The 26,669-nt window shown below is 69.7% G+C and carries 31 protein-coding genes and 1 pseudogene; 19 read left to right on the top strand and 13 right to left on the bottom strand.

Annotated features, from left to right (window positions below):
- On the bottom strand, positions 1-193 hold a 193-nt coding region (locus VG296_RS07915; RefSeq protein ID WP_325564643.1), incomplete at its 3' end, for a hypothetical protein.
- Between VG296_RS07915 and VG296_RS07910 the strand changes: the two genes are divergently transcribed.
- From VG296_RS07910 to VG296_RS07900, 3 genes are all read left to right on the top strand, one after another.
- The gene (locus tag VG296_RS07910; protein WP_325564642.1) at positions 177-566 is read left to right on the top strand and encodes a phage holin family protein; all 390 of its coding nucleotides are present in this window, start codon (positions 177-179) and stop codon (positions 564-566) included. The genes VG296_RS07915 and VG296_RS07910 overlap by 17 nt on opposite strands.
- 254 nt (positions 567-820) lie before the next feature.
- Entirely contained in the window at positions 821-1,669 is an 849-nt protein-coding gene (locus VG296_RS07905; RefSeq protein ID WP_325564641.1) for a fructosamine kinase family protein, read from the top strand.
- 267 nt (positions 1,670-1,936) lie between these two features.
- Positions 1,937-2,989, top strand: a complete 1,053-nt coding sequence (locus VG296_RS07900) for a peptidoglycan-binding domain-containing protein (RefSeq protein ID WP_325564640.1) — start codon at positions 1,937-1,939, stop codon at positions 2,987-2,989.
- A gap of 37 nt (positions 2,990-3,026) precedes the next feature.
- Here VG296_RS07900 and VG296_RS07895 read toward each other — a convergent pair whose 3' ends face one another.
- Positions 3,027-3,302, bottom strand: coding sequence for a TfoX/Sxy family DNA transformation protein (locus VG296_RS07895; protein ID WP_325564639.1), 276 nt, complete (start codon positions 3,300-3,302; stop codon positions 3,027-3,029).
- A 255-nt stretch (positions 3,303-3,557) separates the two neighbouring features.
- Between VG296_RS07895 and VG296_RS07890 the strand changes: the two genes are divergently transcribed.
- Entirely contained in the window at positions 3,558-4,382 is an 825-nt protein-coding gene (locus tag VG296_RS07890) for a hypothetical protein (protein ID WP_325564638.1), read from the top strand.
- Between the two features lie 46 nt (positions 4,383-4,428).
- Here VG296_RS07890 and VG296_RS07885 read toward each other — a convergent pair whose 3' ends face one another.
- From VG296_RS07885 to VG296_RS07875, 3 genes are all read right to left on the bottom strand, one after another.
- Complete coding sequence (locus VG296_RS07885) at positions 4,429-5,217, bottom strand: hypothetical protein (protein WP_325564637.1); 789 nt, start codon at positions 5,215-5,217, stop codon at positions 4,429-4,431.
- A 182-nt stretch (positions 5,218-5,399) separates the two neighbouring features.
- Positions 5,400-6,335 (bottom strand): prephenate dehydratase, encoded by a 936-nt coding sequence (gene pheA / locus VG296_RS07880; protein WP_325564635.1) that lies wholly within the window; start codon positions 6,333-6,335, stop codon positions 5,400-5,402.
- Positions 6,336-6,499: 164 nt separating this feature from the next.
- Positions 6,500-7,168 carry an SCO family protein gene (locus tag VG296_RS07875; RefSeq protein WP_325564633.1) on the bottom strand — a complete coding sequence of 223 codons (669 nt, stop codon included), beginning with the start codon at positions 7,166-7,168 and terminating at the stop codon, positions 6,500-6,502.
- Between the two features lie 162 nt (positions 7,169-7,330).
- Here VG296_RS07875 and VG296_RS07870 point away from each other — a divergent pair, with 162 nt between their 5' ends.
- The 5 genes from VG296_RS07870 to VG296_RS07850 are packed head-to-tail and all read left to right on the top strand — an operon-like array spanning position 7,331 to position 10,283.
- On the top strand, positions 7,331-7,810 hold the full coding sequence (locus tag VG296_RS07870; protein WP_325564631.1) for an ATP-binding protein: 480 nt from the start codon (positions 7,331-7,333) through the stop codon (positions 7,808-7,810).
- A 26-nt stretch (positions 7,811-7,836) separates the two neighbouring features.
- Positions 7,837-8,466, top strand: a complete 630-nt coding sequence (gene mobA / locus VG296_RS07865; RefSeq protein WP_325564629.1) for a molybdenum cofactor guanylyltransferase — start codon at positions 7,837-7,839, stop codon at positions 8,464-8,466.
- Positions 8,399-8,653, top strand: a complete 255-nt coding sequence (locus VG296_RS07860) for a DUF6457 domain-containing protein (RefSeq protein WP_325564627.1) — start codon at positions 8,399-8,401, stop codon at positions 8,651-8,653. The genes mobA and VG296_RS07860 overlap by 68 nt, the downstream gene beginning before the upstream one ends.
- Before the next feature lie 45 nt (positions 8,654-8,698).
- Positions 8,699-9,679: an NAD(P)H-quinone oxidoreductase gene (locus tag VG296_RS07855; protein ID WP_325564625.1), complete on the top strand. Its 981-nt coding sequence runs from the start codon at positions 8,699-8,701 to the stop codon at positions 9,677-9,679.
- 25 nt (positions 9,680-9,704) lie between these two features.
- Positions 9,705-10,283, top strand: coding sequence for a bacterial proteasome activator family protein (locus tag VG296_RS07850; RefSeq protein WP_325564623.1), 579 nt, complete (start codon positions 9,705-9,707; stop codon positions 10,281-10,283).
- Between the two features lie 94 nt (positions 10,284-10,377).
- On the opposite strand, the gene VG296_RS07845 is transcribed toward VG296_RS07850, so the two are convergent.
- Positions 10,378-11,313, bottom strand: coding sequence for a phosphotransferase enzyme family protein (locus tag VG296_RS07845; RefSeq protein WP_325564621.1), 936 nt, complete (start codon positions 11,311-11,313; stop codon positions 10,378-10,380).
- Positions 11,314-11,533: 220 nt separating this feature from the next.
- Positions 11,534-12,802 (bottom strand): serine--tRNA ligase, encoded by a 1,269-nt coding sequence (gene serS, locus VG296_RS07840; protein ID WP_325564619.1) that lies wholly within the window; start codon positions 12,800-12,802, stop codon positions 11,534-11,536.
- Positions 12,803-12,861: 59 nt separating this feature from the next.
- Between serS and VG296_RS07835 the strand changes: the two genes are divergently transcribed.
- The gene (locus VG296_RS07835; protein WP_325564617.1) at positions 12,862-13,200 is read left to right on the top strand and encodes a rhodanese-like domain-containing protein; all 339 of its coding nucleotides are present in this window, start codon (positions 12,862-12,864) and stop codon (positions 13,198-13,200) included.
- A 21-nt stretch (positions 13,201-13,221) separates the two neighbouring features.
- Here VG296_RS07835 and VG296_RS07830 read toward each other — a convergent pair whose 3' ends face one another.
- Entirely contained in the window at positions 13,222-13,995 is a 774-nt protein-coding gene (locus VG296_RS07830) for a glycosyltransferase family 2 protein (protein ID WP_325564616.1), read from the bottom strand.
- Positions 13,996-14,133: 138 nt separating this feature from the next.
- Between VG296_RS07830 and VG296_RS07825 the strand changes: the two genes are divergently transcribed.
- A complete protein-coding gene (locus VG296_RS07825; protein WP_325564615.1) occupies positions 14,134-14,865 on the top strand; it encodes a hypothetical protein in 732 nt (243 codons plus the stop codon).
- A gap of 64 nt (positions 14,866-14,929) precedes the next feature.
- Positions 14,930-15,565: a TetR/AcrR family transcriptional regulator gene (locus VG296_RS07820; protein WP_325564613.1), complete on the top strand. Its 636-nt coding sequence runs from the start codon at positions 14,930-14,932 to the stop codon at positions 15,563-15,565.
- A 26-nt stretch (positions 15,566-15,591) separates the two neighbouring features.
- On the opposite strand, the gene VG296_RS07815 is transcribed toward VG296_RS07820, so the two are convergent.
- The 3 genes from VG296_RS07815 to VG296_RS07805 form a co-directional block, all read right to left on the bottom strand.
- Positions 15,592-16,548: a DUF5926 family protein gene (locus VG296_RS07815; RefSeq protein WP_325564611.1), complete on the bottom strand. Its 957-nt coding sequence runs from the start codon at positions 16,546-16,548 to the stop codon at positions 15,592-15,594.
- Between the two features lie 78 nt (positions 16,549-16,626).
- A complete protein-coding gene (locus VG296_RS07810; RefSeq protein WP_325564609.1) occupies positions 16,627-17,256 on the bottom strand; it encodes an ATP-binding protein in 630 nt (209 codons plus the stop codon).
- A gap of 343 nt (positions 17,257-17,599) precedes the next feature.
- Complete coding sequence (locus tag VG296_RS07805; RefSeq protein ID WP_325564607.1) at positions 17,600-18,454, bottom strand: glycerophosphodiester phosphodiesterase family protein; 855 nt, start codon at positions 18,452-18,454, stop codon at positions 17,600-17,602.
- Between the two features lie 117 nt (positions 18,455-18,571).
- Here VG296_RS07805 and VG296_RS07800 point away from each other — a divergent pair, with 117 nt between their 5' ends.
- Positions 18,572-18,934 carry a YbjQ family protein gene (locus VG296_RS07800; RefSeq protein ID WP_325564605.1) on the top strand — a complete coding sequence of 121 codons (363 nt, stop codon included), beginning with the start codon at positions 18,572-18,574 and terminating at the stop codon, positions 18,932-18,934.
- Between the two features lie 133 nt (positions 18,935-19,067).
- On the opposite strand, the gene VG296_RS07795 is transcribed toward VG296_RS07800, so the two are convergent.
- Positions 19,068-19,727, bottom strand: a complete 660-nt coding sequence (locus VG296_RS07795) for a YbhB/YbcL family Raf kinase inhibitor-like protein (protein WP_325564604.1) — start codon at positions 19,725-19,727, stop codon at positions 19,068-19,070.
- 113 nt (positions 19,728-19,840) lie between these two features.
- Here VG296_RS07795 and VG296_RS07790 point away from each other — a divergent pair, with 113 nt between their 5' ends.
- From VG296_RS07790 to VG296_RS07775, 4 genes are read left to right on the top strand one after another with little or no spacing between them, the layout of a single operon-like run.
- On the top strand, positions 19,841-20,704 hold the full coding sequence (locus VG296_RS07790; RefSeq protein WP_325564602.1) for a helix-turn-helix transcriptional regulator: 864 nt from the start codon (positions 19,841-19,843) through the stop codon (positions 20,702-20,704).
- Between the two features lie 56 nt (positions 20,705-20,760).
- The gene (locus tag VG296_RS07785) at positions 20,761-21,756 is read left to right on the top strand and encodes a hypothetical protein (protein ID WP_325564600.1); all 996 of its coding nucleotides are present in this window, start codon (positions 20,761-20,763) and stop codon (positions 21,754-21,756) included.
- 54 nt (positions 21,757-21,810) lie between these two features.
- The gene (locus VG296_RS07780; RefSeq protein ID WP_325564598.1) at positions 21,811-22,005 is read left to right on the top strand and encodes a hypothetical protein; all 195 of its coding nucleotides are present in this window, start codon (positions 21,811-21,813) and stop codon (positions 22,003-22,005) included.
- A 39-nt stretch (positions 22,006-22,044) separates the two neighbouring features.
- Positions 22,045-22,341 (top strand): hypothetical protein, encoded by a 297-nt coding sequence (locus tag VG296_RS07775; RefSeq protein WP_325564596.1) that lies wholly within the window; start codon positions 22,045-22,047, stop codon positions 22,339-22,341.
- A 574-nt stretch (positions 22,342-22,915) separates the two neighbouring features.
- Here the strand turns inward: VG296_RS07775 and VG296_RS07770 are convergent.
- Positions 22,916-24,418, bottom strand: coding sequence for a DUF2079 domain-containing protein (locus tag VG296_RS07770; RefSeq protein WP_325564594.1), 1,503 nt, complete (start codon positions 24,416-24,418; stop codon positions 22,916-22,918).
- A 328-nt stretch (positions 24,419-24,746) separates the two neighbouring features.
- Between VG296_RS07770 and VG296_RS07765 the strand changes: the two genes are divergently transcribed.
- The gene (locus tag VG296_RS07765; protein WP_325564592.1) at positions 24,747-25,385 is read left to right on the top strand and encodes a hypothetical protein; all 639 of its coding nucleotides are present in this window, start codon (positions 24,747-24,749) and stop codon (positions 25,383-25,385) included.
- Between the two features lie 280 nt (positions 25,386-25,665).
- Positions 25,666-26,490 (top strand): annotated as a pseudogene (locus VG296_RS07760) (IS5 family transposase).
- The last annotated feature ends 179 nt before the right edge of the window (positions 26,491-26,669 follow it).

The following is a 26,669-nucleotide window of genomic DNA, read 5'->3' as shown; positions in this document are numbered from 1 at the left end:
CATCCATTGCTGTCATAGCGTCGATCATATCCTGTGTCGCACAAAATGCCCGTTTTTGCGTCGGGCCCTGACGCGTACGGGTGATACACAGCGCCCTGCGAGCGCCACCCGGGTTGTGTGCAACAGCTTGCCACAGGTTCTCGACCAGGGGGTGCGGATTGCGGCAACATTCGCCCATGAAGAAATTCGCCATCAAGATCGCGGTCAACGCGGTGGCGCTGTGGGTGTCCTCCCTGGTGCTCAAGTCAGGGATCACCTTCGAGCACTCCGGCGCCTCCAAGGTGCAACTGGTCGAGACCATCCTGATCGTCGCCCTCATCTTCGGGCTCGTCAACACGTTCATCCGTCCCATCGTCAAGCTTTTCAGCTTCGGCCTGATCATCGTGACGCTCGGGCTCATCACCTTTATCATCAATGCTCTGATGCTGTGGCTGACCTCTGCGATCTGCGCCCACTTCGCGGTGCAGTTCCACGTCAAGAACTTCATCTCAGCCCTCGCCGGATCGCTCATCATCACCGTGGTCTCACTGGTGCTGCACGCGGTGCTGCCCGACGACGACAAGTGACCGAATCCACAGATTCCATGGGCCCGCGGTGACCGTGTCCGCGCATCCCGGCGCGGACGCTCACCCGTCCCCCGGTCCGTCACGGACCGCATCCGTACTACCGTTGCCTGGCAGAATTCGAACTGCGTGCCCGGCGCCGGCACCTCCGACGCCACGGCCTGAAGCGAGGGAACAACGGTGAGATCCGCGGATGCGCAGCGGGTGTCTGCGCGTACGAACACTCCGGCCGCGGGCCGGATCCCAGGTCGCCGACGATGATCGGGGACCAGGTCGCCGAGCTGCTCGGCGCGAAAGTCGCGGGGGTCACGGCGCTCGGCACCGGTTCCGGGGGGACCGGCGCCTACCGCGTCGCGCTGCTGTCCGGGGAGAACGTCTTCGCCAAGGCCTATCCGGGCGACGCGCCGGGCTTCCTGGCCGCGGAGGCGCGCGGGCTGCGCTGGCTGCGCGAGGCGGACGGGGTCGCGGTGCCCGAGGTGCTCGGCGAGACCGAGGACCTGCTCGTCACCACGTGGATCACGCCGGGCCGCGCCACCCCGTCCGGCGCCGAGGAGCTCGGCCGCCAGCTCGCCACGCTGCACGCGCGCGGCGCGCAGAGCTTCGGCGCACCCTGGGACGGGTATATCGGCGCACTGTCGATGAGCAATGCCGAGTCCGACGAATGGCCGTCCTTCTACGCCGAACGCCGGGTTCTGCCATACCTGCGCGCGGCGGTGGATAGAAAAGCTCTGGATTTGAGCCAGGCGGCTGACATCGAGCGGGTCTGCGAGCGTATCGAGGAGCTCGCCGGGCCGCCGGAGCTGCCCGCGCGGCTGCACGGGGACCTGTGGGCCGGGAACGTGCAGTGGGACGTGCGGGGCCGGGGCTGGCTGATCGACCCCGCCGCGCACGGGGGCCACCGGGAGACCGACCTCGCGATGCTGGCCCTGTTCGCGCCGCCGCAGCTGGAGACGATCCTGACCGCGTACGACGAGGTGCACCCGCTCGAGGACGGCTGGCGCGAGCGCGCGGGCCTGCACCAGCTGCACCCGCTGCTGGTGCACGCGGCGCTGTTCGGGGGTTCTTACGGGGCTCAGGCGGTCGGGGCGGCACGCCAGTACCTGTGAGCAGCGGCTGAGTCAGTACGCTGCGGAGCGCTCACCCGTTCGGCGCATGCCGGAAGGACACGATTCGGACGCGGCTGGGCAAAAGCTGTGTCATAGCCGGTACTGACGATTCTCATCCACCTATTAGAGTGGCCGGTCGGTGGGGCTCACGACCGGCCGCCTCGGCCGGGTGAACACAAGGAGCTTGGCCCTATGGAGTACTGCGGTAACTGCGGGGAGCCCACGGAGGGCCGCTTTTGCCGGATGTGCGGGACCCCCGTAGGCGACGTGGCGGCGCAGAACACGCAGGCCATGGCAGCGGTTCCGTCCGGTTACGATGCGGAGGCCACGCAGGCGATGGCCGCGGTCCCGGCCGGGTACGGCGCCGAGCCGACGCAGCTGGTCGGCGCGCCGCTGCCGACGGCGCCGGTGCAGCCGCCGAGCGAGTTCGACAGCCTGTTCCGCAACGCGGACGGCGGCCCGGGCCTGCACGGCCAGACCCAGCTGCTGCCGCCGGTCGTCGAGACGGACTACCGGATGCGGCCGCCGGGCGGCGGGCACAATCCGCCGGGCGCGGGCGGGCCGGACGGCCAGGACGAGCCGCGCACGAACCGGACGGTCGTCCTCGCCACGATCGGCGCGGTGGTGGTGGCCGCCTGCGTGATCCTCGGGCTGCTCTACCTCGGCAACCAGGGCAACGGCGCGCCCGCCGCGAGCAGCACGAACACCGCGCAGGCCGGAGCGGCCAACGCGAGCGCCTCGCAGGCGCCCGGCGTGATCTCGGTCCCGTCGAACAGCGTCTCGCCGACCCCCACCGCGGCCTCGAGTTCGGCGGCCGCGACGACGAGCGCGGCGTTCAGCGGCGACAGCCTGCCGCTGGGTCCCGGATCGCAGGGGAGCCTGGTCAAGTGGGTGCAGGAGAAGCTCAAGCAGCTCGGTTACTACCACGGCACCGTGACCGGCTCGTTCGACCAGGCGACGGCGCTGGCGGTGCAGCAGTTCCAGGGTGCGGCCGGGGTCACCGGCGACGCGGCGAGCACCGTGGGCCGGCACACCGAGCTCGCGCTGGAGGCGGCCGGCAGCAAGCCGGGGCTGCACTACAACGACAGGAACCAGGACGTCAGTCGGCTGAACCAGTCGCTGAACCTCGCGGAGAGCGCCGGACTTTCGGGCAGCAGGTACACGACGCAGACGGCCGAGGCCGTGGCGTTCTACCAGCAGTCGGTGGGCCTGTCGCCGACCGGCCAGATGGATGATGCCACCTGGACCAAGCTGCAGACCGGGACGCTGGCCGGCTCGACGTTCAGCGGCTACAGCGGCCTCACCGGGCTGAACAACTGAGCGCCGCGGGCAACGCCGCCGCCGACGTCCGCGAGCGTCAGCCGTCGAGCCCGGCGGCGGCCACCAGGCGGTCCCGCTCGCCCTGGTCGATCGCCGTCCAGCGGGTCGCCCGGATCGCCCCCTCCAGGGCGAGCAGCGTGTGCACGCACTCCTCGGGCGGGGTCTGCGCGGCGATCAGCTGCCAGACCTCGAGCGCGCCCTGGCGCTTGAGCTGTTCCAGCGTCTCCACGCCGACGGAGCGCAGCCGGGCCGAGAGCACCGGGCCGATGTTGACGGCCCGGTCTATCGCCAGTCCGTGAATGACAGTTCCCACCGAAGTCTCACCCTCCGCCTCGAGCCCGCGTCCCGCGCAACCGAATGCCGAATCCGCTACCTGTGCCGTGCTTCCACCTTCGCTCGGCCCCGGCCGCGCGGCCACCCGAATCGCCCTTGCGGGTCACGGTCGGTGCGACTCCCGGCATGCCGGGCTTCTGCTTTCATATCGATCGCATGTCGGTAACCTCAGGCGGGCCACGCGTGTCTGCCGGTCCGGATACCGTGAACAGTGCAAACCCAGAATGGAGGGGTCATGGACGTCGCCAATATCGGCGTGACGACACCGACGACGCCCGGAACACTCGAGGACACGGTCGCGGGCGTCGAGGCCGAACTGACCCAGGCCCAGATCGACCTGGAGCACACCCGTTCCCAGCTCGACCACCTCACCCGGCAGCAGCACAGCCAGCTGGGACCGCTCTACGACCAGCTGGATCAGCTCGACCTGGACATCGCCGGGCTGCGCGCGACGATCACCGGAGACCCGGAGGACCTGCGTCGGCTGCAGCAGCTTTACGGCACGACCGAGCAGGCGGCGGATCCGCTGACCGATCCGCTCCCCGAGCCGGCGCCCGCGATCGACCCCGAGTACGCCAGCACGCTGCGCTTCACGGAGCCGGAGGAGACGCCCGCCGAGGCGCAGCCGAGCCCGGCGAAGGTGGCCCAGCGGCTCTACCGCGACCTGGCCAGGCGCGCGCACCCGGACCTGGTGCAGGACCCGGTGGAGCAGGAGCGCCGCAGCGCGTTCATAGCGCGGGTGAACGACGCGTACCGCCGCCTGGACCTCTACGAGCTGCAGCGGCTGGCCGAGGAGTGGGCGGTGCTCAACAACGTCGGCCCGGGCGACCCGACCGTGCGGCAGCTGTGGCTGCGGCAGCGGATGATCTGGCTCAAGGCGCGGCTCGCCGAGTCCCGGGTGGAGCGCGAGACGCTGCTGTCCAGCCCGATCGGGCAAGTGCTGCTCGAGGTGGGCGCGGCCCAGGTGCTCGAGGTGCTCGGCTCCCGGCTCCACGAGCAGATCAACATGAAGGAACAGCAGCTGAACCTGCTCAGGCAGCAGCTGCTGATGCCGCGCTAGGAAGCGCGGGCCGGCCCGCGGTCGTGGCGCGGGCTCCGGCGGGCCCTCAGCGGAACTCCGTGGCCAGTCCGGTGGCCACGGCGAGCCCGGTGGAGCGGTCGAGCAGGTAGCCGTGCAGGCTCTCGGTCACCGCGCGGGGCTCGATCACCATGTCGTCGATCCCGGGGCCGAAGCGGGCGGTCAGCTTGGCCTCGCACAGCGCGGTGAGGTCCGTGTGCGAGACGATGTTGAACCAGTGGCGTACGGCCGCGGGCCATTCCCCCTGATTGCTGCGCGGGGGCGGGTCGAGCAGGTCGAAGACCACCGAGGGGCCGCACAGCGCCGGACCCAGCGTCACGAGCGTGACGGCCGCCTGGTCGCTCACCGCGCACAGCGCCTCGTACGCGATCAGACCGCCGAGCGCGTGCCCGACCACGACCTGCGTCTCCGGGCCGATGCAGGCCTGGGTGCGGTCCCGCAGCTCGTGCCGGAACTTCCGGTCCGTCAGATAGCGCCGCAGCTCGCGCGCCGCCTCCTCGGGCGGCTTGGGCTGGTGGGCGAAGTGCGGGGTGGCGGCCAGCGCCCGCGGCAGGTCCGCAGGCTCTCCGCGCCCCTGGCCGGTGCGCACCGCGGCGGCCCACCAGCCCTCGAGCAGCCGGCGTTCGATCCGCTCGGCCTCGGCGGCCGCGTTCGGCGGCTCGGGCATCGAGCGCAGGTCCGCGAATTCGACCACCTTGATCCGGTCCGCACCGGGCACCTGGCCGCGCACCGCCCGCAGCGAGGACAGCAGGGCGGCGGCGATGCGGGGCGGACCCGGGGCCGTATCCGGGCTCGGCACCACGACTATGACCGCCATACGTGGCCCCCTCGGGGTGTGCGCGCTGTTCCCGTGCCCAGGCTTGCCTGCCGCGCCCTCGATCCGCGGCGGCCATCCCTGCTGACTGTGCGTCAGATCATCCTATAGCGCCAGCGTAACCGAAGCACGACCCCTGGTGAGCGTCCGTGCGGTGGCGGCGGGGAGAACGCACGAGTCGTTACCTACCGGCTACCGTCGCGGACGGCCGCGAGCCAGTCCCGCGCGGCGGCGAACTCGGCGTCGGTGTTGCCGGGACGGATCGTCGGGGCCTGCCGGTCGGCGCGCGGGTAGGAGCCGAGGAAGCGCAGGTGCGCGCTGTTGCGGCGCAGGCCGAGCAGCGCCTCGCCGACCCGCTCGTCGTCGATGTGCCCCTCGCAGTCGATGCAGAAGTAGTACTTGCCGATGGCCTCGCCGGTGGGCCGGGACTCGATCCGGCACAGGTTCACCCCGCGCCGGGCGAACTCCTCGAGGATCTCCATCAGCTCGCCGGGGTGGTTGTCGCGCAGGCCCACGGTGATCGAGGTCTTGTCGAGCCCGGTCGGCTCCGTCGGGCGTCCCGGCCGGGTGACGACGACGAAGCGGGTCTGCGCTCCCGCGTTGTCGTGGATGTCCTCGGCCAGCACCTGCAGGCCGTAGCGCGCGGCGGTGAAGGCCCCGGCGAGCGCGGCGTCGAACTCCCCGTCGCGCACCTGCCGGGCGGCCTCGGCGTTGGACGCGGCCGTCTCCCAGCGCACGTCCGGCAGCTCCTGGCCGAGCCAGCGGCGGCACTGCGGCATGGCGACCGGGTGGCTGGCGACGGTCTTGACCGAGGCCAGGTCGGTGCCCGGGCGCACCAGCAGGGCGAAGGAGACGGGCAGCAGCATCTCGCGCACGATCATCAGCGGCTCGCCGGACGCGAGTTCGTCGATGGTCGCGGTGACCGCGCCCTCCACCGAGCTCTCCATGGCGGCGACGGCGGCCTCGCACTCGCCCGAGCGCACCGCGTCGAAGGCGGCGGGCACCGAGGCGCACGGCACGCCCTCGATCCGCGCGGCCTCGGGCAGGCTCAGCAGCGCGGCCTCGGTGAAGGTGCCCGCGGGCCCGAGGTACGCGTAACGGGGAAGTGACGCATGCGACATGCCGCTAACCTACCGCTCCTGGCGCACCACGACGAAGACGAACCAACGCATGCGACATGCCGCGCTGTAAACCACGGCTCCTGGCGCACCACGACGAAGACCGACCAACGCATGCGACACGCCGCGCTGTAAACCACCGCTCCTGCGCCAGCTACTCGATCGGGTTACGTGATCGGGGCGCCGGACAGCACCCGCTCCAGGTCCGCGCGCAACTGCGGGACGGTGATCTGCTCGACGAGCCACTCGATGTGCGCTTTGCCGTCCGAGGTGTAGCCGAGCACCTGCAGGCCGTGCGTCACCTGGTAGTCGCCGGAGAAGTCGGTCGGCTTCTCCACGTCCACGCCGACGGCCGCGCCGGAGGTGTGGATGACGTCCCAGGACCCGGTCAGGCCCTGCGAGCTGGGCAGGTTGAAGCGGCCGAGCCAGGTCTTCATCACGCTCGTGGTGTCGCGCCACGGGTCGGTGGTGATCAGGTCGAAGGTGATCCGCTTCTGGTCGGCCGCGGGCAGGCCGCGCCAGGCCGCGCTGACGTCCGCGACGGTCGTCGGGCAGTCGTCGGTGCAGTGCGTGAAGCCGTAGAAGACCAGCGTCAGATCGCCCTTGGCCGGGGCCTCGACACCCGTGCTGCCGCCGGCGCTGGAGCTGTAGGTGCCGCTCGGCAGGCTGTACGGCTTGGTCAGCACGAAGCCGGTGTACGCGGAGGACGGGCCGATCTGCGTCGCCTGCGCCACCGCGGAGCCGCTCGTGGACGCGCTGGAACCGCACCCGGCCAACGCGCCCGCGCCCAGCACGCCGACCGCGGCGAGCAGGAGAGTCTTCCGCAGGTTTCTCACGGCTCCGATGGTGCCATGCCTCCCGTCGGCCGCCCGCACTGGGGCCATTCGAGCGAATTTCTAGCACCGGATGGGCACTTTCCGGTCGCATTGATGGCGTAGTGATCCTAGAAGTCGGTAATACCTATCCACGTGTCCTTAAGACGCGGGAGGTAAAAGCTCGTGGTGGACGTGAATTGGACCCTGCTGTTGCCCCGCGAGGCGCAGAGCGTGGGCAAGGCGCGACGCATGCTGAGGGACACCGCCGACCTGGTCGGCATGGATCCCGACATCATCTTCGACCTCGGCGTCGCGCTGACCGAGGCCTGCGCCAACGTGATCGAGCACTCGGGACCGGCCGACGGCTACGGCCAGCGCGCGCCCGACGGCTACTGGGTCGCGGCGGGAATCAGCTCGGACCGCTGCTGGGTGGACGTGATCGACAACGGCATCGGCTTCGCCCCGCGCCGGCTGGTCGAGGTGCGCGGGCAGCGGATAAGGCCGACGGCGGTGCCGAACACGGCCGACATGGCCGAGAGCGGCCGCGGCCTGATGCTGATCGAGGCGCTGTGCGACCGCGTGGACATCCGCAACCACCCGGCGCGCGGCGCGATGATCCATTTCGAGCGGGATCTCAAGCCGCGCGAATCGCTGGCCGCCTGACGGACCGCCCTGACAGACTGCGGAGTATGGCGGACGGCGGAGCGGGACGGGACGGCTTCGACGCGGTGCTGCTCGCCGGAGGGCTGGCGAAGCGGCTGGAAGGCGCGGACAAGCCCGCGCTGAGCCTCGGCGGGGTGACCCTGCTGGACCGGGTCGTCGAGGCGTGCGCCGCGGCCCGGGACGTCGTGTGCGTCGGCCCGGTGCGGCCGACCCGGAGACCGGTCCGCTGGACCCGCGAGGATCCCCCCGGCTCGGGCCCCGCGGCCGCGCTCGCCGCGGGACTCCGGCTGACCCGAGGCCCCTACGTCGTCGTGCTCGCGGCCGATCTGCCCTTCCTGACCGCAGACGTCATACACACCCTGTGGACGAATGCCGCCGGCCACGATGGCGCGGTGCTCACGGACCACGAGGGCAGGGATCAGTGGCTCGCGGCCTGCTATCGACACAGCTCCCTGACGGACGCGATCACCCGATACGACTCGACCGCCGGTCTCTCCCTCAGACGGCTGCTCGCGGGATTCGATCTGGCGCGCGTGCCGGACGTGGATGGCCGGGCCTTCGACTGCGACACCTGGGAGGATGTGGCCCATGTTCGACGACTGGTTGACGGAGGTGGCGGCGATCACCGGCCGCCCGGAGCTGAATCTGAGCACTGATCAGCAGAAGCTGGTGCTCGACCTGGCGCGCGAGGCGGCCCACGGCGTCGCCCGCCCCGCCGCGCCGCTCACCACCTTCCTGGCCGGCTACGCGCTCGGCACCGAGGGCGGCCTCGACCGCCTCGCCGCACTGGTGGGCGAGTTGAGCACAGCGGCCCAGGCCCGCGCGCCGAAGGACGGTGCGTGACCGGGCCGTACGACCTCCCACGGCGACGGGGCTTAGTCTGGAGCGATGAAGGCGATCGTATTCAGTGAGCCGGGCGGTCCCGAGGTACTCGCCTGGTCTGAGGTGCCGGATCCGGAGCCGCGCGACGGCGAGGTGCTGATCGACGTGGCCGCGGCCGCGGTGAACCGGGCCGACCTGATGCAGCGGGAGGGCTTCTACGCGCCGCCGCCGGGGGCCAGCGAGATCCTCGGCCTGGAGTGCTCGGGCCGGATCGCCGCGCTCGGCCCCGGCGTCTCCGGCTGGGGCGTGGGCGACGAGGTGTGCGCGCTGCTGACCGGCGGCGGCTATGCGCAGAAGGTCGCGGTACCGGCCGGGCAGCTGTTTCCGGTGCCGAAGGGCGTGGACGTGGTCACGACGGCCGGCCTGCCGGAGACCGTCTGCACCGTGTGGTCGAACGTGTTCCTGACCGCCAACCTGCAGCCGAACGAGACGCTGCTCGTGCACGGCGGCGCCAGCGGCATCGGCACCACGGCGATCCAGCTGGCGAAGTCGCTCGGCGCGAAGGTGCTGGTCACGGTCGGATCGAAGGAGAAGGCGGAGCGCTGCGTCGAGCTCGGCGCGGACGCCGCGATCAACTACAAGGACGAGGATTTCGTCGAACGCGTGGGCGAGCTGACCGAAGGCCACGGCGCGGACGTGATCCTGGACAACATCGGTGCGAAGTACCTGGCGCGCAACGTGGACGCGCTCGCGGACAGCGGACGCCTGGTGATCATCGGCCTGCAGGGCGGTACCCGGGCCGAACTGGACATCGGCAACCTGCTCCGCAAGCGCGGAGCGGTGATCGCCACCACGCTGCGCAGCCGGCCGCTCGCGCAGAAGGCGGCGATCGTGGCGTCGGTGCGCGAGCACGTCTGGCCGCTGGTGGCCTCCGGCGCGTTCCAGGTCGTGGTGGACCGGAAGGTGCCGATGGCCCAGGCCGCGGAGGCGCACCGGGTGGTCGAAGCATCGGAGCACATCGGCAAGGTATTGCTGGTCGCGCAGTGAACTGCAAGTGGGAAAGGATGGTGCCATGCCCGAACTGAATGCGAACACGCAACCCCCCTCGCCTTACCGGGGCGATAACGTCATCGTCGTCGGTCCGGACGGGCGGCCGGACGATCACGACCTCGAGCACGAGCACGAGCAGCAGCGCCAGGGCGGCGAGGACCCGACCAGCGTCGCCGAGATGGTCGAGCAGCCCGCGAAGGTGATGCGGATCGGCTCGATGATCAAGCAGCTGCTCGAGGAGGTGCGCGCGGCGCCGCTGGACGAGGCGAGCCGGGCGCGGCTGGCGGAGATCCACCGCTCCTCGATCGCCGAACTGGAGAAGGGCCTCGCGCCCGAGCTGATCAGCGAGCTGGAGCGGCTCTCGCTGCCCTTCGCCGAGGAGGAGGTGCCGAGCGAGGCGGAGCTGCGCATCGCCCAGGCCCAGCTGGTGGGCTGGCTCGAGGGGCTGTTCCACGGCATCCAGACGGCGCTGTTCGCGCAGCAGATGGCGGCGCGGGCGCAGCTGGAGCAGATCCGCCGGGCGCTGCCGCCGGGGGTCGGAGACCAGGGTCCCGAGCAGCCGTACCCGGGCCAGGCGCCGTCCGCGGGGCAGTACCTGTAGCCGGGGAGCCCGGAGCCGAGAACTCGCGCGGGGACGCGTCCGTCGAGCACGGACGCGTCCCCGCTGGGTTTGTCTGGGGCGGATTCACTCAAGTTCAGCTGAGCACGTGCAGGACCTTGTCGTAGTGGTGGGTCCACCAGACGATCAGCGCCGACTGGTCGGCGAACTGGACGCTCGGCCGCCGGTCGAGCAGCTCGTAGCGCCAGGTGAGCATCCAGAAGTCGGTCAGCCGCTCCCACCACAGCCGGTGCAGCGCGGCGGGCAGTTCGGAAGCGAGCCAGGGCCGCTCGTCCAGGTACCCGTGCACATATTCGCGCACCAGTTCCAGGTCGAGGCGGCCGAACTCGACGAATATGATCAGCGCCGAACGGATCAGCTCCTCCAGGCAGGGCGCGAGTTCCAGGCGGTCCCAGTCGACCACCGTGCACGTCCCGTCCGGGCCGTACATGATGTTCAGGTCGTGGAAGTCGCCGTGCACCGGACCGACGGTGAGTCTCACCTCGGGTCCGGGTCGCCGGTCGGCGAGATCGCGCAGCAGTCCGAGCCTTTCGTGCAGCCGGAATTCGGCGAGCTCGTCGACGCCCTCGTGTTCCGACTCGTCGAGTTGCCCGATGGCGTCCAGCAACCGGTGTGCGGTACCGGTCGCCGTCTCGACGGAGTCGCAGGGCAGGAACAGGGGTTGCGGCACCGACCGGTAGAGCCGGTCCAGCGCGGTGTGCAGTCGTCCCAAAAGTCTGCCAAGTTCCCGGCAGTCCTTCGGGTCGAAATCCGATCCGCGCTTGTGGTGCTGGTCGTCCAGCCAGGGGTACAGGGCGTAGAGGTGGTCGCCCTGCTGATGGAGGGTCAGACCCTCCGCATCGGCCAGCGGGGCCGAGACCGGAAGTCCGGCCGCGCTGAGCTGGCGGGTGACCATGTGTTGAGTCCGGATCATGTCCGGGGTCTGGTTGAGGTAGTCCTTGAAGAAGAACTTCTCGGAGTCGGTTTCAATGACATAGGCCCGGTTGAGCAGGCCTTCCGTGAGAGGCCGCATAGCGTTTACTTCAGTGATCGAATAACGCTGAAGCAGCGCGGCCATAGCAGAGGGGCGCGCCATGGGGCTGAGAGTACGCGCCCGCGTACGCTACCGACCCCACTCGCGCGCCCCCGAACAGGACCTCGCCCGGCCTTCCGGAGGACTTCCCCTTGACCTTCGGACCTGTGCTGGTGAGACGTGCTGTGACCGGTCCCAGCCGGTCGCGGCGGTTCCGGAACTAGACCGGCGGCAGGACGTCCCTGCCGAGGAACGGCCGCAGTGCTTCGGGAACCCGCACCGAACCGTCGGCCTGCTGGTGGTTCTCCAGGATGGCGACGATGTTCCGGGTCATCGCGCACAGCGTCCCGTTGAGCGTGGCCAGCGGGCGCACGCCGTTCTCGTCGCGCAGCCGCACCGAAAGCCGGCGCGCCTGGAACTCGGTGCAGTTCGAGGTCGAAGTCACCTCGCGGTATTTGCCCTGGGTCGGGATCCAGGCCTCGCAGTCGAACTTGCGCGCGGCCGAGGAGCCGAGGTCGCCTGACGCGACGTCGATCACCCGGAACGGCACCTCGAGCGCGGTGAGGAACTCCTTCTCCCACCCGAGCAGCCGCTGGTGCTCCGCCGCGGCGTCCTCGGGCGCGCAGTAGGAGAACATCTCGACCTTCTCGAACTGGTGTACGCGGATGATGCCGCGGGTGTCCTTGCCGTAGGAGCCCGCCTCGCGCCGGTAGCAGGAGGAGTAGCCCGCGTAGCGCAGCGGCAGCTTGTCCGCGGGCAGGATCTCGTCCATGTGGTACGCCGCGAGCGGCACCTCCGAGGTGCCGACGAGGTAGAGATCGTCCTCGGCGAGGTGGTAGACGTTCTCGGCGGCCTGGGCCAGGAATCCGGTGCCCTGCATGGCCTCCGGCTTCACCAGCGACGGCGTGATCATCGGGGTGAAGCCGTAGCGCACGGCCTGGGCCATCGCCATGTTCGCCAGCGCCAGCTCGAGCAGCGCGCCGACGCCGGTCAGGTAGTACTGCCGGGCACCGCCGACCTTCGCACCCCGCTCCAGGTCGATCGCGCCGAGGATCTTGCCGAGCTCGACGTGGTCGCGCGGCTCGAAGCCCTCGGCCGCGAAGTCGCGCGGCGTGCCGTGCGTCTCCAGCAGCACGAAGTCGTCCTCGCCGCCCTCGGGCACACCCGGCTCGACCAGGTTGGACAGCCGCAGCAGCAGCCGCTTCGCCTCATCGGCCGCCTCACCCTGCGCCGCGTCGGCCGCCTTCACCGCGTCGGCCAACTCCTTGGTGCGCGCCAGCAGCTGCTGCTTCTCCTCGCCGGACGCCTTGGCCACCAGCTTGCCGAGGCCCTTCTGCTCGGAGCGCAGCTCGTCGAAGCCGGTGGCGGACGATCGACGCAGCTCGTCGGCGGCCAGCACCTGGTCCACCAAGCCGGGGTCTTCGCCGCGCGCGCGCTGCGAGGCGCGGGCGCGGTCCGGGTCTTCGCGCAGTACTCGGAGGTCGATCACAGGGCAAAACTTACCCGGTAGGGTGGGTAGATCGGTAATGCATTCGAAGGAGCGCCCGAATGTTCAATCGCGGTCCGGCCATTCCGACGGTCGAGGTGGAGCAGCTTCCGACCGACGGGTACCTGCTCGACGTGCGCGAGGTCGACGAGTGGGACTGCGGCCACGCCCCCCACGCCGTGCACCTGCCGATGAGCGAGCTGATGGCGCGCATCGACGAGGTCCCCGCCGACCGCGAGATCTACGTGATCTGCAAGGTGGGCGGCCGCTCCGCGCAGGTGGTCGGCTACCTCAACGCCCAGGGCCGCGAGACCGTGAACGTCGCCGGCGGCATGCTCGCCTGGGCCGCCGCGGGCCGCCCCCTGGTCGGCCAGGGTGGCGGGGACGCGTTCGTGGCGTAGGACCGCGACTCGGCCGGCGGATCATCTCCCGCGCCACGTCGCCGGGCGGAGGTTCGCCGGGATGCTGCGGGGGGCGAGGGCGCGGGCGACGTCGCGGTACTGCCTGCCGCGGTGCACCTGGGCGGAGAAGTCGGTGCCGGTGACGCGGTGGTGGAACTCGGCCTCGACCTCGCGCACTTTGATCCCGGCGCGTAGCACGTCGATGGTCAGGCCGGTCTCCACGCCGAAGCCGTGGGCGAGGGGCAGCGCCACCTCGAAGGCCTCCCGCGTCAGGCAGCGCTGGCCGGAAAGCGGTTGGGTGGCCTCGAATCCGACGGCGCGGCGGATGCCGTCCTTCGCCAGCTTCACGACGAAGCCGTGGCCGCCGCCGGCCGTGTGCTGCGGCGGCAGGATCGCGATCGTCATCCCGGCCTCGCCGTTGCGCACCGGCTCGGTCAGCGGGGCCGCGGCGCCGGCACTGGCTTCGAGGTCTGCGTCGAGGAAAAGCAGCAGTCTGGGTCGCGCGGCGTCCTCCCGGGCCTCGATCGTCGCGACGGCCGCCGCGCCGGTCTCCATCGCCGCGCCCTTGCCGCGGTTGCGCGGGTGCCTGACGACGATCGCCCCGTGCTCCTTGGCGATCCGCGCCGTCTCGCCGTCGTCGTCCGAACCGTCGTCGACCACGATGACGAGGTCCACCCCGGGCAGCGAGCGGGCGCCGTCCACCGTCGCGCCGATCCGCTCCGACTCCCGGTAGGCGGAGATCACCACGGCGGTGTCCGCGGTCGCTGCGCGTGCTGCAGGTACTGTCTCAGTCATGGTGCGGCAAGTCTAAGGTCATAGTCTTGTCGCGATTCGGTGAACTACACGCCCAAACGAATGAACCGGGTATCGCTTCACCGAACGATAGGACTAGCATGCACCCGACACTCGAGTAGCGGTCCACCCCATCCCAGGGTGTTGATCCTCTTGGGGTCCTCCGACTTCACCACCGCCGCCGGGAGGGCCACCCTGATGCAGGGCACGAACGACACCCGTACTTCGCCGAGTTCCCTGCGCCCCGGCCACGTGCGAACCGTCGCGCTCGCCGCGACGATCGTGGGCGTGGTGGTGCTTCCGATCGCCGCCGCGCAGGCCACCCCGTCGCACAGTTCGAAGCAGCCGAGCGTCACCGGCACCCCGGCCACCGGCTCGCCCGCGACCGCCACCGCGGTGCTGCCGCAGTACTGCGGCGGCACCGAGACCGGATTCGGCAGCCAGGTCACCGCGCAGGTGTGCGTGGACAACACGGACGGCACCGTCACCGGCACGGTCTTCGTCGGCAACTCCGGTTCCAAGCCGCTGACCGTCGCGGTCAATCTGACCCGCGCCGACGGCTCGCTTGCGAACATGACCTGCACGGTCGTCGCGCACGACAGCACCGGTTCGTGCACCACCGGCGCGCTGAACCTGTCCGCGGGCAAGGGTGCGTTCGACGCGATCGCCGAGGTCGTGCCGGTGAACGCCCCGGTCGCGGACGGTGTGCTGCGCGCGGACTCCGGTTCGGTCAGCCCGGCCGCGTCGCCCGCCGGCGGCGCCGGCACCTCCGTGGCGCCGAGCCCGTCCGCGAGCGCCTCGGGCTCGGCCGGCAGTGACCTGAACCCGGGCGTGTCCACGAGCGTCAACCCGAGCGGTACCTCCTCCAACTGAGCCGTACCGCAACCTTCACCAGAAGGTAGTTACCAACGAGTAGCTTCTTGCGTACGCTGGAGCCGTGAGCACTGTAGGCGACCGGCAGATCCTGAGCGCGGCACGCGCCTGCGTGCTCGCGGCGGGCGTGCACGAGACCACGTTCAACGACATCGCCCGGCGCGCCGGGGTGAGCCGGATGACGCTCTACCGGCGCTACAGCGATGTCGGCTCGCTGATCAGCGAGTTGCTCGGCCGTGAGTTCGCCCGGATCCTGCGCGAGCACACCCAGGTCGCCCCGGACGCCCCGCCGGACCCCCGTCCGGCGCGGCAGCGGCTGGTCGAGACGGTGCTCGCCTGCGTCGAGGCCTTCCAGGAGGACCCGCTGATGACGCAGGTCCTGGACGCGGAGCCGGAGATCCTCACGCCCTACCTGTTCAACAAGTTCGGCTCGACGCAGCAGATCGCCATCGACCTGCTCGCGCACCGGCTCAACGCCGGCCACCAGGACGGCTCGATCCGCCCCGGCTCGGTCGCGGTCCAGGCCCACGCGATCGTTCTGACGGTCCAGTCGTTCATCGTCTCCGCGTCCGCGAGCGGCCCGGTGCCCCGGGACCGGCTGCGGACGGAGTTGACCCTGATCCTCGACGGATATCTGCGGCCCACGTCCGAGGACGCGGAAAAGGGATCAGCGGCCCAGCGCCCGACGCCTGACCGCTGACCCCCCTGACGCTTGACGCCTGACCCCTAGCGCAACGTGAGCTGCCGGTTCGTGAGGCCGGACCGGGAGCGGCGCTCGGCGGAGGACAGCGGCGCGCCGGCGGTCAGCGCGTTGCCCAAGCGCTCGGCCAGCGACGCGGCGGGCTGTTCCCAGTGCTCGCCCGGCTGGTCCACCGCGAGGTCCCAGACCACGATCAGCCTGCCGCACGCACGCAGCGAACCCGCGTACTTGCTGCCCTCGCCGAGCCGCAGCGCGTCGGCCGCGTGCAGCCGGGCCAGCGCGTCGAGCAGCGGATCCTCGTCCTGCGGCATCACCCAGCGCAGGTGGCAGCGGTCCGTGGAACGGCGCACCCAGTAGGCCGAGTCGACCGAGGCCAGCTTGACGGTCGGCTCGATCGCCGCGTTGGCCCGCTCCAGCGAGATCGCCTGGTCCGCCGAGCCCTGCCCCTCGGACTCGAACCAGTACTCGAAAGTGTCGTGCAGGGTCAGTTCCAGCTCGGACTTCGGGTCGATCAGTTCGGTCAACGGCAGCGTGCTCGCCGGCGGCTCGTCGTACGCCAGGGTCTCGCCGGGCTCGGCCCGCAGCACGCGCTCCAGCGAATGCGCGAGATCCCGGCTCGGGTCGCCCGAACTGTTGAGCGTCTGCGCGGCGACGATCACCTCGCCACTCGTACGGCGTAGCGCGGGAGCGGCCAGCGGAAGCACGGTGGCGAGCGTGGCCGCGGTGCTCTCGTCACCCAACAGGCTCAACGGAGCCGTGGCCGAGGGCACGAACGTGTGCAGGGCGATCAAGTCGAGTTCGGCGGCGAAATCGGCGAAGGGGCGCGGATTGAGCGGCACCACGTCCGCCTGCTCACGGCCGTGGCACGCTTTGTATCGACGGCCGGAACCGCACGGGCAGGGTTCGCGACCGCCGACGACGGGGACGGACTCGCCCTCCGCGAGTTGCCGAGGACGCGTTGCCGAACGCTGCTTTCTGCCCATGTGCCCACCTGGTCCCGAGTCGCCGTGCTCGCTTTGTGCTGCTGCACTCGGCCAAGGATAGTGGGCTTCGCGGGCGGCTCAGGCGTGGTTGGGGTAGCTGGGCAGGAGTGGAATGACCTGAGCTGACGGCCCGCGCGAACCCGTGGATCCAGAGCTCGGCCGGTCGCCGCCGGACTGGGTCGACTGCGGGTGGGAGGGCAGCGCGGTGATGGTGGCACCGCCGCCGGCGGACTGGTTGGAGCGCCCCGAGCTCCTGGTGCGGCCGCGGCGGCCGGCATGCCGGGCGCGGACCACCAACTCGGCCCACACCGTGTACTCGTCGCCGCTCTCCTCGCGTTGCGACCCCCAGCGGTCGGCGAGCCGGTCGACGATCTCCAGTCCGCGCCCGGCCTGCGCAGAGACGGACATCGCGTACGGCTTGGTCACCGGGCGGGTGGTGCCGCCGCCGTCGGTGACCTCGATGCGCAGTATGCCCTCCCCCGAAAGGCTCCAGGACACCCGGATCGTGTCGCTGTTCAGCGCGCGCGCGTGGCGCAGCGAGTTGGTGACGAATTCGGACAGTATCAGGACGGCGTCGTCGACCACCGTGCCCAGCACGTCGCGCTCGCTCAGATCCTGAGCGAGTCTCGCCCGCGCCTGGCGGACGCTGACGGACGAGTGCGGCAGGTTGGCCTCGTATGTGGTGGGCGCGACTCTGACCGCGGGCATGATCACCCCCATCGACCCCTCTTCCGTACTCGGATGCCGAGACCTCACAGCGGTCGACTCCCTGCGGCCGCCGTTGCGTTCACAAGGGATTCGATGCCCCGTGTCCGGAGCCGGAAACGGCGGCGCGGCCCGCGCGGCCGGGGCTCGCGGGGCGCGCGGTACGCCGTTCGCGCCCCTTTCGCCGGAAATCTTCGTCTGCTAGGGAGAATCGGCGCAGGTGGTATGACGAATCATGAGAATCAGGCTCCGCATGTCCGATCGTCGGCCGAGCGGACAATCCTTGCCGAATATCGGAATCTCGTTATGACGTCGAGACTGTGTCGTGACAACTCACCCCGTCCCGTCACCCGGCGAACGCGGACAGTGCCGCGCGCATCACCCGCGGCCGGTTGGTGATCACCGCGTCCACGCCGAGGGTGAGACAGAGCTCGAAGTCGGCCGGCTCGTCCACCGTCCACACGTGCACCTCGACCCCGGCGCGCTGCCAGCGCTGCACGGCCTCCGGGCGGGTGCGCAGGATCTCGATGGACGGCCCGGCGATCCGCACCCCGGCCGGCAGCGCGCCGCCGCGCGCCCGGTAGACGAAGGGCTCCATCAGGAAGACGGTGCGCACCCCCGGCGCCAGCCGGTTCGCGCGGCGCACCGCGGAACTGGAGAAGCTCATGATGCGGACCGGAGACTCGTCCCCCGCGCTCCGCGGCGCCCAGCCGTACTCGTCCAGCACGGAGACCAGGCTGCGCTCGACCTGCCCGGCGTACCGGCTCGGGTGCTTGACCTCGATCGCCAGCTCGACCCGGCGCTTTTGCGCGGCGACCAGGTCCAGTAGCCGACGCAGCGTCAGCACCCGGCTCGCGTCTCGGTCCGGCTCCTCGTTCACGTCAACGCGGCCGCGCGGTTCGTGCGCGCCGCTTCCGTCCTGCGGCGCCTCGGGATCCGGCTGGTGCGTCCGCGCGTGCCACGAGCCGAAGTCCAGTTGCTCCAGACTCGCGAGCTCCAGCGCGGAGACGCGGCCGGTGCCGTTGGAGACCCGGTCCACCTTCCGGTCGTGCACGCACACCAGATGCCCGTCCGCGGTCAGCCGCACGTCGCACTCCAGCCCGTCCGCCTCGGCCGCCAGCGCGGCGGCGTACGCGGCGTACGTGTGCTCCGGGGCTTCGGTTGAGGCCCCACGATGGGCGATGATGCGGGGCGTGCGCACGGAGTGATCCACAACCGCAATGTTCTCAAGTCATCCGGTCGAGACACGTGCGCGGCAGTGGGCGCGGGTGGAAAATGCTTGCGAACTTCAGTCGACAATCTCGAGAGCGGGAACTCAATGACCCACGATGCCTCCGGCTGGACCGGCCCCCAGTTCCTGGTGGTCACGACGAACGACGTGCCCGGCCACCGGATCGACCAGGTGTTCGGCGAGGTCTTCGGCCTCACGGTGCGGTCGCGTAACGCGTTCAGCCAGATGGGCGCCGGCCTGAAGTCGATGTTCGGCGGCGAGCTCAAGGGCATGACCAAGGCGCTGGTGGACAGCCGCAACGAGGTGATGGGCCGGATGATCGGCGAGGCCCAGTCGCGCGGCGCGAACGCGATCGTCGCGATGCGCTTCGACACCTCGGAGATGGGCGACGTCTGGACCGAGATCTGCGCGTACGGCACGGCGGTCCGGATCAGCCCGCTGCAGCAGTGATGACTAACACAAGTGATGACTAACACGGCAGTAGTAGCTGGATGGCGGTAGCAATACCGGTAGTACTCGACGGCGTGTCGGCCGGGGGGTCCGAGGGCTGCCCGGCCGACACGTCTTTCCGTTGTCTCTACTCCTAGCGCTTCGCGCTGACCGTCATCTGCGCGTAGCCGATCACGTGGCTGCTCATGGTGAACGTCGTGATCGCGGGCGGGGTCGACGACGGCAGATCCAGGCTCGCCGCGTCCAGCGCGTAGACCGTGATCTTGTAGTGGTGGGTGATGTCGCCGACAGGCGGGCACGGCCCCAGGTACCCGGTGACGCCCGCGGAGTCGATCCCCGCGACGGCGCCGGACGGCAGTGTGCTGGTCAGCTGCGTGCTCCCGGCCGGGATGTCCCAGACCAGCCAGTGCCACAATCCGCTGCCGGTAGGCGCGTCCGGGTCGAACATCGTGACCGCGTAGCTCTTCGCGGACGACGGGGCGCCGAGCCAGTCCAACGTGAACTGCTTGTTCGCGCCGCTGCACCCGAACGAGTCGGCGAACTCGGACGCCGAGAACGTGCCTCCGTTGTGCACCTCGGGGCTCCTCACCGAGAAGCGCACGGCCGAATCCGGAATCCCGCTGCGTACGGGCGTGAATCCGTACCCGCCGTCGCGCGCCGACTTGGCCGCCGGACTCGCGGTCGCGGGACTCGCGGTCGCCGAACCGGCCGTCGCCACCGCGACCGCAGTGGCACCCAGCACCATGACCGACAGCGCGATCGCGCCTCGAGAAATGCTCTTCTTCATCCTCATGGCTTCAACGATCCCGGCCACGCTCGCGGCCAGGGAGATCGCGCGGATGCTGGCATTCTGAGTGCTACCCGCCCGCGTAGACGCCGGCCCCCCGATCGGCGATGATCGATCCCATGACCGCGGACTCCCGCCGCGCCGAACTCGCCCACTTCCTGCGCGCGATGCGGGCCCGGCTCTCACCCGAGGACGTCGGCCTGCCCCGGCACGGCACCCGTCGTACGCCGGGCCTGCGCCGCCAGGAGGTCGCCCAACTCGCCGCTGTGAGCATCGACTGGTACATCCGCGTCGAGCAGGGCCGCGCCGGTACGCCGAGCGCCGCCGTACTCGACGCGATCGCCGAGGCGCTGCGGCTTTCCCCGACCGAGCGCGCGCACCTGCATGTGCTGGCCGGGGACGAACGGCCGCAGCCGCGGCAGCCCGGGAGCGAGCCGTTGCCCGCGTCGCTCAGCCATCTGCTGCGGGGCATGCCGCTGATCCCCGCGTACGTCATCGACTTCCGCTTCGACGTCCACGCGCGCAACGACGCCGCGGCCGCGCTGTTCGGTGAGGACTTCGGCTCCGGCCCGCACCGGAACGCGGCCGTCGTCCTGTTCGAGGTCAAGGAGGTCAAGGACGCGCAGCTCGACTGGCGGCGCATCGCCCGCGAGACGGTCGGCAACCTGCGCGCGAACCACGCGCGGCACCGCACCGACGAGCAGCTCAATGCCCTGATCGACCGGCTGCGCGCCGACCCGGACTTCGCCCTCTGGTGGGAGGACCGCACGGTCGAGGAGCGCACCCACGGCGTCAAGCGCCTCGCCAATCCCGTCGTCGGCGAGCTGACCATGTGCTACGACTACCTGTCCGTCGACGGCCGCCCCGACCTGCGCCTCGTGACCGTGACGCCTGCCGACGCCGCCTCCGAGCAGGGAATCCGAAGCCTCGTCGCCCACCGTACCCGCCAGCACGTCGCGGGCGTCCCCACGATCGCCGCGTAACGCGGCGCGGGCCCGGTTTGGTGCGCAACGCCCTCCCGATGCCCGATGATTGTCCGGTGGACGACGCCTCACGCAGGGCACTGAGAGACCTGGCACGCCGAGCCGAGTGGCGCGGCCGGGCAGGCGCGGCCGGGGCCGCACAGGACGCCGACACGCTGCGCGAACTCGGCGGCGAGATGCGGGCCGCCCTCGCACGGCAGGGAGCGCAGGCGGCTCAGCAGGAGGGGCAGGACCAGCAGGCGCAGGAGCAGCAGGGCGGTTCCTGGGGCCGCCAGGCCGTCGAGCGCCTCGCCGCATACTGCCTCAAGGCCCGCGCGGACTGGACCCCCGAACAGATCGCCGAACTCGCCCGCCTCCGCGAGGACGCCGTGATAGCCCTCGCCCCCGGCCCCGGCGAGTCCGACACCGTCCCCCCGAGCAGCCCGCGCGGTCGCCGCCCGGCGCTGGCAGGCTTGGCGGCCCTCCGCTCCGGCCGCGCCCGTCCCGTCGCCCTCGTCGTGGTCGGCTGTGTCCTGCTGATCGCGCTGATCCTCGCCGCCCCGCACTTCTTCGGCGGCAACGGCTCGACCGACGCCCCGTCCGCCTCGTCGTCCACCGCGAGCTCCGCCGCCCCGACGACCGCCTCATCGACCCCCACTACATCACCGTCGGTCTCCACGTCGGTGACGGGAAGCACCTCGTCCCCGGCCACTTCGAGCAGTGCCGCGACCGGCGCCACCCCAACCGCCCCCGCCAGCTCCAGCAGCTCCCGCGTCACCGCGATTCACATCACGAACTCGGATTCCGTACCCGGGAACCCGCCGGAGGTGATCCTCACCTACGCCATCACCGCGTCAGGCACCGGCGACGTCTTGATCGACATCACGGTGAACGGCTCCATCCCGACCCAGCTGGCCCCAACGGAGCCGATCGACGAGTCCGGGCAGACCACGTACCCGGACCTGACCCAGACCATCGACCTCAGCCCTTGGTGCGGTCACAGCTCGGTCGTCGTCAAGATCTCCTCCGGCTCCGTCTCCCAGTCCACCACCGTCCCCATCTCCGGCTGCTGACTGAGTGCCATAGAGAGAGCCGGACTGCGCGTCGGCGGTGATCACAAACAGAGGATGAGGATACAGATCCCGTTACTCTGCGTCGGGGACGGCGATGCGGAGGAAGGCACGGATGAGGGCGTTGCGGGCGCGGAGGTAGGTGCCGACGAGGGCGCGGAGGAAGCCGGAGTCGTCGTCGACTGCGTCGCGCTCGGCGCGGGCTGTGCGCCCGTGGTCGCCGCGGCGGGCGCTGCCGACTGCGCCGCATGACGCGGCGAGTAGTTCGACGTCTCGGACAAGGTCTGCGACGTGGAAGACGCGGGGGACGCGGAAGTCGCAGCAGTCGTCGTGGAGTTACGGGCCGCCGCCGAGCTGGATCCGTTGCCGGACAGTGTCTGCGCCTGCGTTCCGGACGACGTGCCAGAGCTCGCCGTCGCATCGTGGTTCGACTGCGGCAATGTGGATGCGATCGCGGCGGATCCGATCGGGGTGGCGGTGTCGCGACTGGGCGTCGAAAGGTTGCTCAGGGCAAGGGAACCGATGACAGCGATCCCCGCGAAGCCTCCCGTAGCGGTGACTCGGCGCGCGAGAGAGCGGCGACGGTGAGAATGGCGTCCGCGTTGGCCGTACCGAGTTTCTGCGGCAGAACCGCTGCCCTGGACGAACTCTGGCTCGGCGGACGCGTCGCCGCCGAAGAGCACGGAACTCGGCGCGGCATGCGCACGAGCTAGGGGCCTCGCACGGCTGCTGCCGGCGGCGGTTCCCGCCGAGTCCACAGCTTCCGCGCCGTGCTTCCGGTTCGCAGACGTCGGCAGGGAATCCCGCTCCCGCCCGGCGCCGCCGACCTGGCGCACCCACACCCCTGGAGGCGAGGTCCGCGTCCTGGGCATCGAGTCGACGCTGGTCCCGCATCCTGGGCAGGACAGCACGCCATTGAGTTCTCTGAGGCACGAGGTGCAGTAGTTCACCGCGGTTGTCCTGAACGTCGGCTTAACGGGCTTCGATCATGCAGGCTAACGCCAAGTACGGCGCCGCACGTCCAGCAACGGTCAGCTCAAGGCAAAAGCCCCGGAAAATCCGGGTCGAAGACGGAGCCCCGGTTTTTGCCGCACTGTGACTGGCTGTGGACTGGCCGTGGACTGGCTGTGAATCGGACTAACTGTGATTCGCAGGTCGACGACTAGCAGGTCGACGGCCCCGGCACCTGCGGCCGGGGATCCAGCGGGTAGGCGAGCTTGGCGATCGTCCACCTGCCGTCCGTGGCGACCGCAACGTACCTGAGGCGATTCTGGTCGGCGGGCAGCGCCTTGTTGAGCGCCGCGACGTCGGTCTTCAGGTTGCCGGTGAGCATCCACTCGGGCGCGTCCCCCATGCAGCCGAGGCTCACCGGACGCACGTGGCCCCCGGTGTACGGATCCGCACTCCACGGCATCATCACGTAGGAGCCTTCCGGGACTTCGGACAGCAGATGCTCCTCGACGTGGACTGTTGAGGATCTCTGCCACAGCGAGTCGCTCGTCAACTGCCACAGCGGGTAAAACGGCAGCAGTCCGACTCCGATCGCGAGCACCCCGACCGCCCAAGCAAGCCGGACCTTCGGCCATTTGAACCTGCTCGCGCCCTCGACCGCGGCGAGAACCAGGATCGCCGCGAGGTAGGCGTTGTAATGGTAGGTCTGCACCCAGTGGAATTGATTGTCGGAGAAGGCCCGCTCGAGGATCTGCGGGACCGCGAGGATGAAGATCCACGACCGGAAGCACAGGAACAACACCGGCACGAACAGCCAGAACGCGGTGTGCAGCTTCACATGCGGGTCGATGAACTCCGTCACCAGCAGGCTCGGGTGTTCCGCGAGGTGCACCGCGACCTGGCCGAAGGAGCGGCCGAGCTGGGCGTAATACCAGTCGCGCTTGGAGCTTCCGCCCACCGCGGGCATCACCACCCAGATGAGGAACGCGAACGTCGCCCCACCCGCCGCCGCGAAATACGCGCCGATCCTGCGGTGACCCCGGATCATGATCCAGATGCCGACCATGAGGAGGACCGGCCCCATGTCCTCCTTGACCAACAGCAATGCCCCGGCCGCGATCGCCGCGTGCCGCCACCGGCCGGCGTCCACCCGCTCGATGAGGGTCGCGAGGATCAGCGGGGCGAAGGCCACCTCGTGGAAGTCGAAGTCGAGCGCCGACTGCAACGGCCAGTACAGCAGGAAGGCGACGGCCACACAGTAGGCCGCCGGGACACCCAGCTTCCGACGGGTGTAGATCCAGACCGGAATCACCGCGGCCGCGAACAGGACCGCCTGAGCGAACAGCAGGTTGAAGGCGCTGTTGTCGATCCAGTACATCGGCGCCAACACGATCAGGATCGGGCTGAAGTGGTCCGCCAGCGCGAAAACCCCGCTGTCCGTGGGCGACAGATGCCGCTTCGTACTCACGTCGGGCGCGCGGAAGTGCGCGTAGTCGCGGACGATCTGATCGAAGATGCCCAGGTCCCAGCCGAAGAAGGTGCCCTGCCGAAAATGCAGGTACGCGAACACCACATAGACCGACGCCGCGACCACCGCCAGCCCGCCGACCCCGAACCAGTGGCGGCGCTCGACCGCGACCGACCGAACCCTCCCGCTCAGCCGTACCCCGACCGGTTCCCTGACCGTCTCCAGCCGGACGACATCGACACTCATCCCGTGACTCCCCCCGTGAACCCACCGCAAGATCCCGCACAAGACCCCGTTGTCCCCGGCTCATTGTCCGTGCAGTCGATCTACGCGGCCCAGCGTGCGGTCGCTTATGACATGCCCGTGACAAAGCTGCGCCGCTCTCGTCGAATACCCGCACCCCGCGGCCCTGATTCCCTGATTCCCTGATTCCCTGATTGTCCTCGTGCCCAAAATCCATTCGAGACGGCTCCGGGGCAAGCTGGCGTAATATTCGGCTGTTGATTTCTTGGGTTCATGGGTTCATGGGTTCATCGATTCGTGGGTCCATGGGTTCGTGGGCGGGGAGATTCTTATGGAAGACGTCGCTGTGACTTGGCGGCCTCCGGCACGGCACCGTGTCATCGGTCTGCTGTTGTCAGTCGGCATCGAGGCAGCTGCCTGCGTCTGCGTGGTGCAGGCATTCACGGAACGCGGCGGCTGGGGCCTCGCCCCTATCGGCATTCTGATGGCCGGCATTGGCGGCTTCTTCATCCGGCACGTCACGCGATCCAGCGTCACGCTCGACCGCGACGCACTGATCGTCACCAACACGCTCAAGACGCACACCGTGCCGCTCGCTGAGATCACCGGCGTGTCCGCGACCCCAAACGGCCTGAAGATATCCCGCACCGCACAGCCGACGCTGACGGCCAGAGCGATACAGAAGTCAAAGTGGTCCGTGGACACGGGAAACCAGATGACGCGGGCCGATGACATCGCCTCGGACATCCTGGCAGCCAGATCCCGCCCAATCTCCAGCCCCAGCCCCAGCGAGACGCCCAAGCGTAGCGAACAACCACCGACACACAAGCCGTCCCGCGTCGTCAGCTGCGCGGACCGGCAACCCACGACAACTTGCGCGCGAGGCCCGGCCCAGAGCCAGCATCTGCATGCCGTCGAGCTTCACCGCAGAGCATTTCTTTGTGACGCCGCTGTGACCGCGTCTCCATAGTCAACAACTTACCTCCTGGCTAGGATTCGTTGCGGGCACGGCGTCGTCACGCTTTTCACTGGGCGTTTGGTGGTGGTATTTCACCCTACGACGGGTGTTCCGGTCGGGTGATTCACCCGGAACATGCAGCTTGCCGGTAAGTGCACTGCGCCGTCAGACCGTCCCTCCGTCCGTTTCGTTCCCGCATCCTCCCCAGAGTCCGTCTGACAGGGACACGGTCGGGAATCGCCGGGTTCGCCGCCTGCCAGACCCATCGGCATCGTCATAGTAGAGCTCTGTCATGACCGGACGCCGCCTATACCCCTCTGACCTCTCCGACGCCCGCTGGGCCCTGATCGAGCCCACCCTCACCGCCTGGCAGCAAGCGCGCCTCGACCGCCGTGCCACCAACACCCCAGCTCCCACCGACCTGCGCGAAGTCATCAATGCCCTGCTCTATCTCAACCGCACAGGAATCTCCTAGCGATACGTACCCCATGACCTCCCGCCGCACAGCACCGTGTACTACTACTACGCGCTCTGGCGCGACGAGGGCGTCTTCGCCCAGCTCAACCTCGAACTGACCGGACTTGCCCGGGCCAAGGAAGGGCGCGCGCCCGAGCCGACCGCGGCCGTCGTCGACACCCAGAGCGTCAAAACATCTACTAACCCACCCCTCGAAACTCAAGGCACGGACGCCGCGAAACGCATCATCGGCAGGAAGCGATCAATCGTCACCGACGCCCTCGGCCTCCTACTTGCCGTCGCCGTGTGCGCGGCATCCGTCTCCGAGAACAACGCCGGAATACGAGCCATCAACCAGGCCAAAGCCGTCCACCCCACGATGACCAAGGCGTGGGTCGACACCGGCTTCAAGAACCAGTTCGTCGAACACGCCGCCACCCTCGGCATCAGCGCGGAAGTCGTCCACAGAAACCCCGAGGCCAGAGGCTTCCACGTCCTCAAGCGGAGATGGGTGATCGAGCGCACGATCGGCTGGTTGATGCTCCACCGCAGACTCGCCAGAGACTACGAAACGCTGCCTACCAGCTCCGAAGCCATGATCCACCTCGCGATGATCGACAACGTCAGCAAGCGCATAACGGACGAGACCACGCCAACCTGACGAGGTACCTACTAGGGCAAAAAGTGCAAACTTAACGCCCTCTGAGTGCTGGTTCAGGCCGCAAGGGTGGGTTTGTCCTGGTAGCGGGTTCTGATGGATACGCTGGTGTTCTTGCTTGAGGTGCCAGGTGAAGTAGGGGTCGAAGTCGCCGTTGCTGATCAGTGCGCGGAGTTTGAGGA

Origin of the sequence: Actinospica sp. (assembly GCF_035552695.1) — a bacterium.
GTDB lineage: Bacteria > Actinomycetota > Actinomycetes > Streptomycetales > Catenulisporaceae > Actinospica.
The sequence above is the reverse complement of the archived record's forward strand: the minus strand, read 5'-3'. Positions and strand labels throughout refer to the sequence as shown.

Coding starts and splice junctions, on each gene's coding strand:
- VG296_RS07770 (WP_325564594.1), bottom strand. CDS start 24,418: ATGAGTGTCGATGTCGTCCGGCTGGAGACGGTCAGGGAACCGGTCGGG.
- VG296_RS07790 (WP_325564602.1), top strand. CDS start 19,841: ATGACCGCGGACTCCCGCCGCGCCGAACTCGCCCACTTCCTGCGCGCG.
- VG296_RS07815 (WP_325564611.1), bottom strand. CDS start 16,548: ATGGGCAGAAAGCAGCGTTCGGCAACGCGTCCTCGGCAACTCGCGGAG.
- VG296_RS07845 (WP_325564621.1), bottom strand. CDS start 11,313: ATGCGGCCTCTCACGGAAGGCCTGCTCAACCGGGCCTATGTCATTGAA.
- pheA (WP_325564635.1), bottom strand. CDS start 6,335: ATGTCGCATGCGTCACTTCCCCGTTACGCGTACCTCGGGCCCGCGGGC.
- mobA (WP_325564629.1), top strand. CDS start 7,837: ATGGCGGACGGCGGAGCGGGACGGGACGGCTTCGACGCGGTGCTGCTC.
- VG296_RS07795 (WP_325564604.1), bottom strand. CDS start 19,727: ATGAGGATGAAGAAGAGCATTTCTCGAGGCGCGATCGCGCTGTCGGTC.
- VG296_RS07765 (WP_325564592.1), top strand. CDS start 24,747: ATGGAAGACGTCGCTGTGACTTGGCGGCCTCCGGCACGGCACCGTGTC.
- VG296_RS07830 (WP_325564616.1), bottom strand. CDS start 13,995: ATGACTGAGACAGTACCTGCAGCACGCGCAGCGACCGCGGACACCGCC.
- VG296_RS07890 (WP_325564638.1), top strand. CDS start 3,558: ATGGACGTCGCCAATATCGGCGTGACGACACCGACGACGCCCGGAACA.
- VG296_RS07800 (WP_325564605.1), top strand. CDS start 18,572: ATGACCCACGATGCCTCCGGCTGGACCGGCCCCCAGTTCCTGGTGGTC.
- VG296_RS07860 (WP_325564627.1), top strand. CDS start 8,399: ATGTTCGACGACTGGTTGACGGAGGTGGCGGCGATCACCGGCCGCCCG.
- VG296_RS07910 (WP_325564642.1), top strand. CDS start 177: ATGAAGAAATTCGCCATCAAGATCGCGGTCAACGCGGTGGCGCTGTGG.
- VG296_RS07850 (WP_325564623.1), top strand. CDS start 9,705: ATGCCCGAACTGAATGCGAACACGCAACCCCCCTCGCCTTACCGGGGC.
- VG296_RS07835 (WP_325564617.1), top strand. CDS start 12,862: ATGTTCAATCGCGGTCCGGCCATTCCGACGGTCGAGGTGGAGCAGCTT.
- VG296_RS07855 (WP_325564625.1), top strand. CDS start 8,699: ATGAAGGCGATCGTATTCAGTGAGCCGGGCGGTCCCGAGGTACTCGCC.
- VG296_RS07885 (WP_325564637.1), bottom strand. CDS start 5,217: ATGGCGGTCATAGTCGTGGTGCCGAGCCCGGATACGGCCCCGGGTCCG.
- VG296_RS07810 (WP_325564609.1), bottom strand. CDS start 17,256: ATGCCCGCGGTCAGAGTCGCGCCCACCACATACGAGGCCAACCTGCCG.
- VG296_RS07905 (WP_325564641.1), top strand. CDS start 821: ATGATCGGGGACCAGGTCGCCGAGCTGCTCGGCGCGAAAGTCGCGGGG.
- VG296_RS07780 (WP_325564598.1), top strand. CDS start 21,811: ATGAGGATACAGATCCCGTTACTCTGCGTCGGGGACGGCGATGCGGAG.